The sequence below is a fragment of the Neobacillus niacini genome, from assembly GCF_023715785.1.
Classification (GTDB): Bacteria; Bacillota; Bacilli; order Bacillales; family Cytobacillaceae; genus Neobacillus; species Neobacillus niacini_E.
Genome location: NZ_JAMBOX010000014.1, coordinates 52,969 through 66,539 on the forward strand (window position 1 = coordinate 52,969; position 13,571 = coordinate 66,539).

The following is a 13,571-nucleotide window of genomic DNA, read 5'->3' on the forward strand; positions in this document are numbered from 1 at the left end:
TTTTTCAAAAAATTTTTAATTGCATCAAGAAAAGTTCATTTCGTAACCTATTATTTGCGGTTGTATTGTCCAAGTTTTGGGGAACAATAATTTCATCTATTTACTTAATTATTAGGAGGAAGGATTAATGGCTGATGTACTCGCTGAATATAAGGCGGTAAATAACATTGATGTTTATTATGAATTTTATTCTAATCAAACAGCAGACAAAACCTTCGTCCTGCTGCATGGATTTCTTTCATCCACCTTTACTTTTCGTCATTTAATCTCGTTGCTAAAAAAGGAATACCAGGTTTTGTCTGTTGATCTGCCCCCATTTGGAAAAAGTGCAAAATGCAGCCGTTATGTGTATTCCTATAAGAACTTGGCCCAAACCGTCATTGAACTAATCGAGACCCTTGGGTTAAGCAACATCATTTTTGTCGGGCATTCGATGGGAGGGCAAATTGTCTTAAATATTCTTAACCTGCGTCAAGAGCTCGCGGATAAGGCGATTCTGCTCTGTAGTTCGGCTTATCTGAAGCGTGCTAAGCTGCCGTTGATTTTGACAAGCTACCTTCCCTATTTTCACCGGTTTGTAAAATACTACTTTGCCAGAACAGGTGTGGAAAAAAATCTCCAAGCAGCATTATATAACCACTCGATTATTAATGATGAAATGATCCGCGGCTACCTTCAGCCGTTCTTGCAGGATGAAATCTTTGTCGCGCTTACCAGGATGATTCGTGACCGTGAGGGTGATCTGCCAGCTGATGTTATTAAAAAAATTGAAACACCGTGCCTGTTGATTTGGGGGGATCATGATAAATCAGTTCCGCTCCAGATTGGTGAAAAATTAAAAAATGACTTGGTCAACTCTGAACTTGTTATTTTAAAAGAAACTGGCCATGCCCTTCCAGAAGAGCGGCCGGATGAGGTCTTCCAATATATAAAAGGTTTTTTGGGGAAATTTCAAGCTGTACCAAATTAATTTCTCCCCTTATAACATGTTTAAGACTATGATAAAGGATGTCCATACATTACGGACATCCTAATTTATTGGGCCAGAAGCACCCTATTTAAACCATCCTTTTTCTTTTGACTGGGTAATCGCTTCAATGCGGTTTTTAACCTCCAGTTTATCGAGGATGATGGATATATAGTTCCGGACTGTGCCCGTTTTAATGCGGAGCTCCTCGGCGATTTCCTTCGTGTTTTTACCGTCTGCCACCAGCTCAAGCACTTCCCGTTCCCGGTCTGTCAGCGGATTCTCCTCCGCATAAACATCATCCATCAGTTCCGGTGCATAGATGCGCCTGCCTGCCATAACACTCCTGATTGAGCCTGCCAGTTCCTCACTTGGACTGTCCTTTAACAAATAACCGCTCACGCCTGCCTTTAAGGCCCGTTGAAAGTAACCGGAACGGGCAAATGTGGTTAATATAATCACCTTGCAGTCTGAGCCCTTTAACTCTTCAGCTGCCTCGAGCCCGCTTTTTCCTGGCATCTCGATGTCCATAATGCAGACATCAGGTTTCAGGCTTCTTACAAGGGCAACAGCTTCTTCCCCATTCGCTGCCTTGCCGACCACTTCCATATCATCTTCCAAATTTAGCAAGGAACCAAATGCACCTAGGAGCATTTTTTGATCCTCGGCAATGACAATCTTAATCATTTCCAATCCCTCTTTCCTGTCGAGGTGTTAATACGTTCGGCACTTTAATGATTAATTCCGTTCCATTCTTGGTATCCAAGTCCAAACTTCCATTTATAAATTCAAGCCGTTCTTTAATACCGACTAATCCATGGCCCCCTGCCAAGCGACCCGGGGTCCCCTTAAAAACACCATCATCCTTAATTGCCAGAAGAATCTCCCCGTTTGATTGCCCAATGGATATAAGACATGATTTCGCACCGCTATGTTTAACTACATTATTGACCGCTTCCTTTAGACACATGCTTAACATATTTTCAGTAAACGGCGAGACATTTGCCGGTGAAAATTCTCCCTCGCACACCAAGCTAATTTGGGCCGCTCTAAGCATTTCTTTTACCCGCTCGATTTCGTCCTTCAAGCGGATTCCCCGCATTGAGGAGACCATTTTTCTGACCTCGCTTAAAGCCGTCCGGGCAGTTTGCTGGACATCCTTAAGCTCACTCCGGGCCTGCTCGGGGTCTTTAGTAATTAACCTTCTGGCTAAATCGGATTTTAAGCCGATGAGGGAGAGCTTCTGCCCTAGTGTATCATGGAGGTCACGGGCAATCCGCTGCCGCTCCTCAATTTTTACCAGTTCGGCAATCCGTTTGTTGGCATCTTCCAGTTTCTCCTCAAGCTGGCCCCGTTCTTTCCGATTATGAATGCTAAATGGGAGCAAAATCACACTGACCCAAGTAATCACAACAAACGGCAATTGCTGCAGAAATAATCTCTCATGCATGACAATGCTGTAGTTAATCGAGATGGTGGTACTTAATAAATGAATAAAATACAGGGTGAAAAAGGCAATCCGGTCTTTTATATTACCGAGAAAGTAAGCAAGGAAAAACGCAAAATAAACATAGCTGAACAGGCTTGTCGCCGTAATCGATATCCCGATCAAGATCAGCGTCCAGAAGTATACAAGCCAGCCTTTTGAAATAAAGGCAATTCGATAAAGGATAAAAAACGTTAGCGTGAGTAAAATTCCCACCACAATCTGAGCGGTACTCGGAGCCTGAAAGATAAAGTAAAACGGCAAGATACAAAGAATTGTCCAAATGTAGGGGGCAATCCCATTATTTTTTTGGAATGTCAAATATCTTTTAATCATGTTTGGGCCCTCTTTTTTCACTTTAATCCTTACCCTATATCATATCTAAAATTCACCTAAAAGAAAAACCCCAAAGCCCTGATGGACAATGGAGTTTTTTCATAAATTATTTTACTAAAACTTTAAAGCTGTCTTCAACACGATTTACCAACTTTTGGTTGCTTTCTCTTGCCAGCTTTACATATTCGTCAGTAACCTGCTGCCATCCTTGGCGACGCTCTCTAGAAACTTTAATATAATTCTCGCTGCCTTCGATAAAATTGTTTTCCAAACGGGCAATTAAATCTAGTCCTGCGGCAATTGGAGCTGCAGCCAACTGCTCAAAACGCTCAGAAACCTCACCCAACTGCTCCTTAACTTCTGGGCTGACAACCTGTTTTGCCTCTCCATTTTTACTGAGTCTGCCGGAAACACCCTTTACCAATTCACTATTTGTCTTTCTGTAGGTTTGAAAAAGGTTGCCCAGTGAAAATCTGAATTCTTGATTGAATTTCACCACTTCTTTAACGGCATCCAGATAAGCTTCCTCCCTTTGTTCACGAAGCTGTCTTGCACGATCTACCGATTGTTCGTATTGATTCCAAAGCGTATCTACGAATTGGTTTTCCCGAACTTCAGCCTGTCCATCTTGCTTTGATGGTGCACCCATTTTTATTCCTCCTTTAATTACTTGTAGATATGATGTAGTCAATCGATGCTAGTCTATATATGTAATTTACACCTATATGTAATATTCTGTCAACCTCGATTATATAATAAAGTACTCAGAATATTTTTATATGTTTATACAGTCTAAATGATGGGAAGATAAGGTATTAAATTATCACTGGGAGGAATGAAGTTTGAATCAGATATTCAAATGCTGTTATGAAATTCCTTATTTGCGTCTTGGGGCCGGTGAACCTTTAGTGTTAATTCATGGACTTGGAGAAGTCAAAGAGGGCTGGGCGAACCAGTTTGAATTAGCCGATCAGTATGACCTGATTATCCCTGATTTACGCGGACATGGTGATTATCATTCACCTGGCGAAATCACGATTAAAAACTTTGCCCATGATGTCATTACCCTGTTAAAAGGACTCGGAATTGAAAGCGCCCACATTTGCGGACTTTCCATGGGAGGCATGGTCGCTCAGGAAATTTATCGCCAGGCCCCGAAATTGTGCCGCTCCTTGTTGCTGGTAAGTACGTTTCATTATGCCCCCAAATACCTTGGAAAGCTATTCCTGGCTTATCGTAAAGCCCGTGCAGCCAATAAGGCTCCGGAGTTAATGAAAGAAACAGCCGCAAAGGTTTGTCTTTATTCTTGGTCGGAAGAAAACTTTAAAAAATTCCATCAATTTTACAGGCCAAATCAGAAATATTATTTTCAATCGATGGAAGCATGCTTGAAAGTCAATAATTTGGCCCTTCTTCCTGCGATTACAGTGCCGACCCTGATTATTGGCGGCCAATATGATTCGGTCACCCCTGTTTGGGTGCAATATTCAATGCATAAACTGATCCGCCATTCCGAGTTTGTCATCTTCAGGAATACAGGACATGTTGCCAAGCTAGAGGCCAAGGATGCCTTCAATAAAGTGCTTAGAGATTTTTTAAATAAGCACAAAACGGCAAGTTAAGGGGGAGGATTTATCCTCCTCTAAACTCCCCTATATTATATATGATCTTGTACCCAGCTTTATTCCCCTAAATTTGCCTACAGTTGATTGGACCTGCTAGATGCCCATTGATCGACAATCTTGGCAAACAGGCCGGACAATGCCAAACCGACATGCCCGCTTTCCACGACCACATAGGTCTTATCTTCACTTGATACCAAATCCATTATCGGCTTGCTTTGTTCTTCTAAAACTAAATTGTCTCTCGAGCCTGATATGACAAATAGATTTGCTTCAATGTTTTTCAGATCAGCCTTTTTGTTGCCAATAATCAATTCGCCTTTCACAAGCTTGTTTTCTTTAAACAATTCTGTTGCCAACTGACGATAGGCCTCACCGGCAAACGGAACCTGATCCAGCGTCCACTTGTTCATTCGTCTCCATTTATCAACATACCGATGGTCATGGGCTCTGGCCAGCAACATCGTATAGTTGGAAAAATAAACCGGAGCGCCGATGGCCCGGAACATCCCTTCAACCATTTTAGGCGGAATATTCCCATATACATCAATAAAATGGTCAATGTTGATATCACCTTGTCTTAAACCTTCGGCCCATTTATCCGGTCCGATGAATGGCTGGAAATCAATTGGTACGGTTGCAACAATTAAATTTTTAATCGGTTCGTCCGCTATAGAAGCATAGATGGAGGCAATCGTACCACCCAAGCAATAGCCAACCAAGGTAATTTCGTTCACTCCGGAATGGCGGATGGCCCGTTTTACAGCAGTGCGAAGATATTTATCGATGTACGTATCCAGACCGATTTTTTTATCCTCATAGCCTGGTGCCCCCCAATCCAGCAGGTACACCTCATAGCCCATGTTCGTCAGCCCTTCAATAACGCTTGTTTTAGGGGCTACGTCAAGAATGTATGGTTTATTGAATAGCGAGTATACAAAAAATAACGGAATCTCATATTTCCTTTGTTTGGACGGATAATGCCATAATACTGATTTATTTTTCCGCCACACCTCCGCTCTTGGTGTGTGCCCCATCTTCGGCTCCGGTTCTGTTAAAGCCTTTAACACATTATTCCATCGATTGGCTTCTTTTTCATAATCGGATTCAGGTATCAGATTTTTAATTGGTGTTTCTGTTGCCATTGCCATAGCCACCTCCCCTCAATTTACTTTGCCGAACCTGTCCCGGTTAGCACGGGCTCCACTGTCCTTTCTTTTGAAATTAGGCCTTTGAGATCATCAAATTCATCCTTGAAATTGTTTAATTTCAGCAATTCAAATTTCATTTCTTGAAGCTCGGCATGCAGGCTCTTTGTATCTGCCAGTTCTTTTTTTGTCTTAACCAATTCCGTTTTTAATTGTTTCGTCAATTTAATAATTTCCTTCGATACTTCTACGACACTTTCAATTTCTTTACTTTGCGATTTAACAGAGTCTTGCAGTTCCCAAATTTGTTCCTCAAGGGCTTCTATTTTTTCTTCTGTTTGGATTGTCAGATTTGCAACATTGGTGACATCACTCTTTGTCGGCAAATTAAGGACACTCGCAAGCGCCTCTTGATTCTTCTTCAAGGTCTCTAAATAACGGGAATGGAATTCCGTACCCGCATTAGTCATTTTGACAAACTCTTTGTTGTTCGTCCAAAGAAAGATAAAATCATTGATTTGCTTTTCCCACAATAAACTTAATTTATGAAAAGATTCATATGGGTCATATGTTTTATTATCTGACATTCCTGGTCACCTCGTTTAAGAATTGGCTGGATCCACAGCATTTTTCATATATTTTTGGAATGGAAAAAGTGCTGATTTAACTTGGTTTGAAAATAAGTCGACAAACACTTTTTGATTTTCATAAAATATGCTTGTTGATTTTTTAACACTATCAATATATTTTTCTCTGCCTGCTTTCCTGACAGCAATGTACTTTTCAACCATTTCCAAATATTTGTCCAAAGCCTGCACACTGTCCACCGAACGGAATGGCGTTAATAACAGCGAGGTAGTTTTCTTTTGAATGTCATCTACTGCCTTATTAAGTTCCTCGTACGATTTTGCAGGAAAAAAATTTTGCAGTGTCGTTGTCGTTACTAATAGTTCCTCACGGGCCGCTTTTTCCCAGGCTTTTACCTCTTGACCAAATTGCTCCGTAATTCCTTTAATATTTTCCCGATTGCGTTTAATCGTCTCAACGTAGCTTTTTACTGCTTCCAAAAATAATTCATCCCGCCTATTATATCGTGCTGCCCAACCATCCAATTCATCAAAACCCAGCTTCCACATAAGTTCCAAGCTAGAAAGCTGCTTTACCCCTTCAGCAGTTGTTTCTTGTTCTCTTTCATTTGTATCTGCCATGTTCACTGTTCCTCCTCCGCTTTGTTTAAGTCTCAAATAATTTTTTTAATTCCAGCAAATCCTCTTCCAACGTCATTAATTTATTATTGTGTATGTCTTTAACTTCCTGTTGCAAGACTGCCAGCAACTCTTTCGAAGATTGAGTGACCGTTTTTAATTGCTCAAGATTATGATGATGCTCCTTGCTGATAAGATAAACGGTCTCATCCAGCCTATCCAGTTGATCCTCACAATCTACTAATGTTACTGAAATAGCCGCTATTTCATCTTTATTAGGAAGGTCCAACCGTTTTAACCATCTGTTTGTTAATTTTTTGTGAACTTTAACCTGTTTTAAATGGAGTTCTAATGCCCTGCCAAATGCTAGCGTAAAATTACGGCAATTAGTAAGGGATTGGATTTGTTTATTCGTTTCCGCCTCCAGGTATTTATAATATTCAGCTGAATCTTGATGCTTGTTTTCCATTTAAACCCCTCTTAACTAACCGGTCGGTATGTTTGTGTAAACATTTACATTCGTATGTTTATCTAAACATAATTACTGGCAGCCTTCAAGGGAATACCCCTGGAATTCAGAAAGTTTTCAAAAATGGCAAATATTTTCAAAGTTATCTATTGTACTCCTGCAGTTGTACCGCCATCAACAACTAAAACATGCCCGTAAACATAATCAGAGGCCGCTGATGCCAAAAATAGTGCCGGACCTTTCATATCGTCATCGGAACCAAAACGGCCGGCTGGTGTTCGCTCGAGAATTTTTTTTCCGGAATAATCCAAAATCGCTTTTGCCATTTTAGTAGGAAAAAAGCCTGGGGCAATCGCATTAACATGAACATTATACGGAGCAAGCTTTACCGCGAGATCCTTCGTAAAAGCAATAACAGCTCCCTTACTTGCCGTATAGCCGATAGCATCCATAACTAATGGGTCTTGTCCACCTAATCCTGCAATCGAGGCAATGTTGATAATTTTGCCTGAGCGTTGTTCTTTCATGATTTTTCCAACTGCCTGGGAGAACAGGAAAACTGCCTTTAGGTTGATATCCATTACCTTATCCCATTTGTCTGCCGGCATTTCCAATGCAGGTGCACCCCAGCTAGTTCCGCTGTTATTGACGAGAATATCAATGGCGCCAAGCTCCTTGACCGTTTCGTCAACAACATATTGGATATCTTCGGGATTAGACACATCGCATTTAAACGCCAAGGCTCGCACTCCTCTTTTCCGGAGCGCATCTACAAATGCTTGGCATGCATCAAGATTTCTTGAGCATATAACGATATTAGCCCCCGCTTCGGCATAGGCTGTGGCAATTTGCTGGCCCAAACCCCTACCACCACCGGTAACAATCGCTGTCTTTCCTTTTAAACTAAATAAGTCCTGTAAGTTCATAAATAATTCTCCTTCATCAAGCGGATTAAGAACCTCTCCAATTCCATTGGACCCGCTCGCATGTTTATATAGTGATAAAACAATAGAATATTAATATAATTTCAATTATTATGGGTAATATTGGATTTGTAAACCTAACCTTGTCGACAAAATTTCCTATTTTTTGTCATTTCATTGTCAAACCATTAATAAAACGAATGAAGAAAATTGCTTGAAATCGACATGATAGAAAACAGCCCGGCCAATTTTGACCGGGTCGTTGTATAAGACTCCCCTTTTTTTGACCTTTAACCCCTAGCTTTCTCCAATTAATCTTTCAATCTATAATTAAGCCTTTACTTTTGAGAGTTCCTGATCGCGCAATACCCGTCTGAGCAATTTTCCAACCGATGATTTTGGCAGCTCCGCAAGAATTTCTACTTCCTTCGGTGCCTTATACGGCGCAAGGTTATCCTTTCCAAACTGAATAATTTCCTCAGGGGAAAGCGTAAAGCCCGCTTTGAGCTTTATAAACGCTTTTACTGTTTCGCCTCGATAGGAATCAGGCACGCCAACGACAATGGCTTCTTCTACACCATTAAGTTTATAGAGCACTTCCTCAACTTCGCGCGGATAAACATTGTAGCCACTGGCGATGATCATATCCTTTTGGCGGTCGAGGATATAGAAATAGCCATCTTCATCCATCTTCGCGATATCCCCTGTAAACAACCAGCCATCCTTTAACACCTCTTCCGTATCCCTCGGACGATTCCAGTAACCCTTCATTACTTGAGGGCCTTTGACAATTAATTGACCCTGATCGCCAACCGGAACATCAATAAACTCACCGTCTTCCGTTTCACGAACAACTCTGAGCACCGTACTCGGAACTGGAATTCCAATACTTCCATATTTCCTTGGCAAGAACGGAGGATTAAAAGCAACTGTCGGCGCTGCCTCGGAAAGCCCATACCCATCCCTTAGAATGGCGCCAGTGATCTTTTCAAATATTTTCGCCTGCTCCACAGGTAACGGCGCCCCACCGCTGCCTGTATAATAGACTTCTTCAAAATGGCATTCTTTTAATGCTTCAGGCTGGCTGTTCAACGCAAAATACATTGTCGGAACTCCGGCAAAAATTAATGGCTTCTCCCGCTTTATCGTCTCCATGACTTCCTTTACATCAAACCGAGGAAGGATAATCTGATTGGCACCCTCCCGAATTCCACAAAGTGCAACACTTGAAAGACCATACACATGAAACATCGGGAGGACCGTGATCATTTTAAAGGATTCGGGTATTTCATGCCATGTATTATAAATAAAATCACAAACTTGGTTAAAGTTCGCCAACAAATTATAATGGGTCAGCATGACCCCCTTTGGAACACCGGTAGTGCCGCCAGTATATTGCAAGACAGCAACATCTTCATGTGGATTGATTTCAACCTCCGGGAACGAGACCTCGACCTGAAGGGCTGCATCTAAGTATACATCCTCTTCGCCGAGCTCCATTCTTTCCCCACCAAAACTAACAACGAATACTTTCTTTAAGGAGGTAGTGGATTGCGCTTTTTTCACCTTCGAGTAAAAGCCCTCGAGGACAACCATGAACTTGGCACCGGAATCCTCAAGAACAAATTCGATTTCGCGTTCCACATACATTGGATTCACTTGGACAGCGATCCCGCCCAAGCGAAAAATCGCAAATAAAGTAAACATGTATTGCGGGCAATTTGGCAGCATAATTGCGACCCGATCGCCCTTCTTCAGTCCCTCTTTATGTAATGCAGCCGCAAGACGATCTACAATCATTTTCGTTTCAATAAAACTAATGACCTTTCCGTAAAACGTAAAGGCTGGTTTCGTTTTGAACCGGTTTACTGCATTCTCCAAGAAATCATACAGCGACTCATACTTTACACTCACATGCTCATCCACTCTCGAGTCATACCACTTTAACCAAGGCTTTTGCTGATAATCCATCATAAATCCTCCTTAAAGATAGTTTTCATACCAATACTTCACGTTAGAATTCAATAATAAAAATACTTAGTGAAGCATAATACAGTTTAAATTATTGATATGAATTGAAAAATTGTAAACGCACTTATCTCGACAGGATTTTCGCAAGTATCCTTGGTTTTCTTAAATTACGGCATTTCTGGTTCCTTATATTAACTTGTCAACCTAAAAAGAACGTCGAATATTGTCTTTTTTCTATTGAATATTCACAAAACTTTAACATTATTTTGTGAACATTTTTTGACAACAAAAAAACTGCCGTATCCTAGCGGATTTGGCAGCTTTTTATTAACCTGTTTTCAAAATCTTCCTGATTTAAAAATAGAAAATAATAACCAAAGAAATAACGTTATGATAATTCCGAAGCCTAATTCAACAATCGAATAATCCGTTAGGAGCTTTGAAGTCTGTCCTGATATTGAAGTACCGATGATAACCCCAGTCAACAAAGTACTGATTGAAAGAAGAATCATGCTAAAAGAAATCCGGTTACTGATTCGGTTTAACTTCTTGACAAATGAATCAATTTCCGGGGAGGTAAGGTCAATTTTTATCCTACCCTTTGACATGATTGCCGCCATCTCTTTTACCTGTTTTGGCAAGTCGTTTAATATATCGCCATACTCATTGACTTGACTCCACATTTTTTCAGCCATGTTTTTAGGGTGATACCGCTCTTTCAGCAATTGACGGCCAAATGGCTCGGCAATTTTAACAATATTTAAATCCGGGTCCAACTTTTCGATGACGCCTTCAATTGTAAGGAGTGTTTTCCCGAGAATAGTCAAATCAGTTGGCAGCTGAATCCGATGCCGAAAGGCAACAGTAAATAAATCATTGACCGTCTTGCCCATGCTCATTTCACTAAACGGAACATCACTATATTTTTCACGGAGATGGTCGACATCCGATCGCATCTGTTTGCGGTCGACATCGTCCGGTACCAGGCCCATATTGGTAATCCCTCGGACCACTTCATCCGTATTTCGGTTCATCAAGGCGATCACAAATGAAGCAAGATGATTTCTCATATCGGAGCTAAGCCGCCCGATTATTCCGAAATCCATAAAAGCGATCACTTCCCCCGGTAAAGCTAAGATATTGCCTGGATGGGGATCGCCATGGAAGAACCCATCGATTAATATTTGTTGAAATATCGCATTTACTACCGTTTCCCCTAGGTTTTTAATGTTATAGCCTGCTTGATGCAGCCGCTCCTCTTCATTTAGCTTGATCCCTTCAATATACTCCATCGTAATCATTTTCTCGGTCGTATATTCCCAATGGATTTTTGGAATTAACACTTTCGGATTGGCAGTAAATTGGTTAGCAATCTTTTCTGAATTCCGTGCTTCAATTTTATAATCCAGCTCCAGTCGTAAGGAATTACCGATTTCCTCCATAATCTCGCGCACCTGATAGCGCCTTGCCCATTCAATTCTTGCATCAGCTACCCTTGCCAGTTCCTGTAGGATTTCCAAATCTGTTTCCATCACTTGTTTAACTTGCGGGCGCTGAACTTTTATCGCTACCTTTTCACCTGTATGCAAAGTGGCGGCATGCACTTGCCCGATAGAGGCTGCGGCAATCGGCTCTTCCGAGAACTGTGCAAAGGTGTTTTTCAGGGAGTCTGCCAATTCTTGTTCAACGATTGCCTTCACCTCCTCGAAGGAGAATGGCGGAACCTGATCCTGAAGCTTTACAAGCTCTTTAATGATATCAGGAGGAATTATATCAGGTCTGGTACTGGCGATTTGGCCGATTTTCACAAAAGTTGGCCCAAGCTCTTCCAGGAATAGCCTGACCCGTTCACCTGTCGACTTTCCCGCGCTGCTCCTTGTGCCTTCGGCAAAAAGCTTTTTTGGAACAGCCAACAAGTCAAGCAGTCCCATTTCTTTTACCAAAAACCCAAACCCATGTCTAGTAAAGGCATAAACAATATCACGGGAACGTGAAATCTGCCGGACCTTTTTCCTAATCATCGCAATCACTACCATTTACACATATTTGATTAAACCATCTCATGCTTTATTGGTACTTTCAAGTAAATATTTAGATTTCCTCAAAATGTTCAAATTCTACTAAAATAAAGAAAGGATAATCCGTTAAACGGATCATCCTTGAAAAAACAATTATTTTTTTAACATATGAAATACTTGTTCAACGTCCTTGTCGCCTCGTCCGGAGAGGTTTACTACCAGGACATCTTCAGGAGACAGTTCTTTTGCCAGTTTGATCGCGTGGGCAACGGCATGTGAGCTTTCCAAGGCGGGAATAATCCCTTCGGTTTTGCTCAACACTTGGAATGCCTCCAGCGCTTCTTGACCGGTTGCAGTTACATATTCCGCTCTTCCACTCACTTTTAAGAAGCTATGCTCCGGCCCGATGCCGGGATAATCCAACCCAGCTGCAATAGAATAGGTTGGTTTAGGATCACCATTTTCATCAATGAGCGTAATACACTTAAAGCCATGGATGACCGCTGGCACTCCTTCCGTTAACGTAGGTGCTTCCGCAGGTTCGACGCCAATTAATCGGACATCTTTTTCCGCAATATAATGGGCAAATGCACCGATGGCATTGCTGCCGCCGCCAGCACAGGCAATCACCGCCGTAGGCAGCTTCCCTTCTTTTTCTACTACCTGACGTTTCGATTCCTCACTGATAACCGCTTGGAAATACTTTACCATTGTCGGGTATGGATGAGGGCCCACCGCCGAACCTAGCAAATAAAAAGTATTTTGATAGTTTTGCACAAGGTCCCCGAGCGCCTCATCAACAGCATCTTTTAATCTACCTTGGCCCTTGGCGACCGGCACCACTTTTGCCCCCAGTAATTCCATGCGAAAAACATTTAACGCCTGGCGTTCGGTATCAAGCTTGCCCATATAAATGACGCACTCCATGCCGAACATCGCGCAGGCCGTTGCTGTCGCTACCCCGTGCTGGCCAGCCCCAGTTTCAGCGATAATCCTCTTGGCTCCCATTCGTTTTGCCAATAAAATTTGGCCAATGGCATTATTGATTTTATGAGCCCCGGTATGGTTTAAGTCTTCACGCTTTAAATAGATTTTCGCCCCGCCGATTTTCTTTGTTAAGTGTTCGGCAAACGTCAGCGGATTCTCTCGGCCAATGTATTCCCTTAAGTAATATTTAAATTCTTCGTTAAATTCTGGATCATCCTTATACCGTAAAAACTGTGCTTCCAATTCATTCAAAACCTGCTGCAGCTCCTCCGGAACAAAGCTGCCGCCAAACTCACCAAAATAGCCTCTACTTTCTACACTCGCCCTCTCCATACTCATCTCTTCTCGTCTCCTTCTAAACTAGTTTTAGAATTTGTTATTTACCTGAATAATCAGATTTATTTTAACATCATTTTATGGTGTGTGCCAGTATGTACCT

At 41.7% G+C, this 13,571-nt stretch carries 13 protein-coding genes; 2 read left to right on the forward strand and 11 right to left on the reverse strand.

The window, feature by feature from the left end; all coding sequences use genetic code 11:
- Window positions 1-127: 127 nt before the first annotated feature.
- Entirely contained in the window at window positions 128-970 is an 843-nt protein-coding gene (locus M3234_RS21380; protein WP_262306652.1) for an alpha/beta fold hydrolase, read from the forward strand.
- A gap of 84 nt (window positions 971-1,054) precedes the next feature.
- On the opposite strand, the gene M3234_RS21385 is transcribed toward M3234_RS21380, so the two are convergent.
- The 3 genes from M3234_RS21385 to M3234_RS21395 all read right to left on the reverse strand — a co-directional run bounded on the left by M3234_RS21385 (window position 1,055) and on the right by M3234_RS21395 (window position 3,438).
- Entirely contained in the window at window positions 1,055-1,654 is a 600-nt protein-coding gene (locus tag M3234_RS21385) for a response regulator transcription factor (protein ID WP_066317601.1), read from the reverse strand.
- On the reverse strand, window positions 1,647-2,789 hold the full coding sequence (locus tag M3234_RS21390) for a sensor histidine kinase (protein WP_262306653.1): 1,143 nt from the start codon (window positions 2,787-2,789) through the stop codon (window positions 1,647-1,649). Before M3234_RS21390 ends, M3234_RS21385 begins: the two co-directional genes overlap by 8 nt.
- Before the next feature lie 106 nt (window positions 2,790-2,895).
- Window positions 2,896-3,438: a hypothetical protein gene (locus tag M3234_RS21395; RefSeq protein ID WP_262306654.1), complete on the reverse strand. Its 543-nt coding sequence runs from the start codon at window positions 3,436-3,438 to the stop codon at window positions 2,896-2,898.
- Window positions 3,439-3,631: 193 nt separating this feature from the next.
- On the opposite strand from M3234_RS21395, the gene M3234_RS21400 reads away from it, so the two are divergent.
- Complete coding sequence (locus M3234_RS21400) at window positions 3,632-4,411, forward strand: alpha/beta fold hydrolase (protein ID WP_262306655.1); 780 nt, start codon at window positions 3,632-3,634, stop codon at window positions 4,409-4,411.
- A 77-nt stretch (window positions 4,412-4,488) separates the two neighbouring features.
- Here M3234_RS21400 and M3234_RS21405 read toward each other — a convergent pair whose 3' ends face one another.
- The 8 genes from M3234_RS21405 to trpB all read right to left on the reverse strand — a co-directional run bounded on the left by M3234_RS21405 (window position 4,489) and on the right by trpB (window position 13,465).
- Window positions 4,489-5,562 carry an alpha/beta fold hydrolase gene (locus M3234_RS21405; RefSeq protein WP_262306656.1) on the reverse strand — a complete coding sequence of 358 codons (1,074 nt, stop codon included), beginning with the start codon at window positions 5,560-5,562 and terminating at the stop codon, window positions 4,489-4,491.
- A 17-nt stretch (window positions 5,563-5,579) separates the two neighbouring features.
- Entirely contained in the window at window positions 5,580-6,146 is a 567-nt protein-coding gene (locus tag M3234_RS21410; protein WP_262306657.1) for a PCRF domain-containing protein, read from the reverse strand.
- 15 nt (window positions 6,147-6,161) lie between these two features.
- Window positions 6,162-6,767 (reverse strand): hypothetical protein, encoded by a 606-nt coding sequence (locus M3234_RS21415; protein ID WP_262306658.1) that lies wholly within the window; start codon window positions 6,765-6,767, stop codon window positions 6,162-6,164.
- Window positions 6,768-6,792: 25 nt separating this feature from the next.
- Window positions 6,793-7,233 carry a hypothetical protein gene (locus tag M3234_RS21420; RefSeq protein WP_262306659.1) on the reverse strand — a complete coding sequence of 147 codons (441 nt, stop codon included), beginning with the start codon at window positions 7,231-7,233 and terminating at the stop codon, window positions 6,793-6,795.
- A 146-nt stretch (window positions 7,234-7,379) separates the two neighbouring features.
- A complete protein-coding gene (locus tag M3234_RS21425; RefSeq protein WP_262306660.1) occupies window positions 7,380-8,159 on the reverse strand; it encodes an SDR family oxidoreductase in 780 nt (259 codons plus the stop codon).
- Between the two features lie 327 nt (window positions 8,160-8,486).
- Window positions 8,487-10,130: a long-chain-fatty-acid--CoA ligase gene (locus M3234_RS21430; protein ID WP_262306661.1), complete on the reverse strand. Its 1,644-nt coding sequence runs from the start codon at window positions 10,128-10,130 to the stop codon at window positions 8,487-8,489.
- Between the two features lie 335 nt (window positions 10,131-10,465).
- Window positions 10,466-12,148: an ABC1 kinase family protein gene (locus M3234_RS21435; RefSeq protein ID WP_262306662.1), complete on the reverse strand. Its 1,683-nt coding sequence runs from the start codon at window positions 12,146-12,148 to the stop codon at window positions 10,466-10,468.
- Window positions 12,149-12,298: 150 nt separating this feature from the next.
- Complete coding sequence (gene trpB / locus M3234_RS21440; protein WP_396953979.1) at window positions 12,299-13,465, reverse strand: tryptophan synthase subunit beta; 1,167 nt, start codon at window positions 13,463-13,465, stop codon at window positions 12,299-12,301.
- Window positions 13,466-13,571 lie beyond the last annotated feature (106 nt).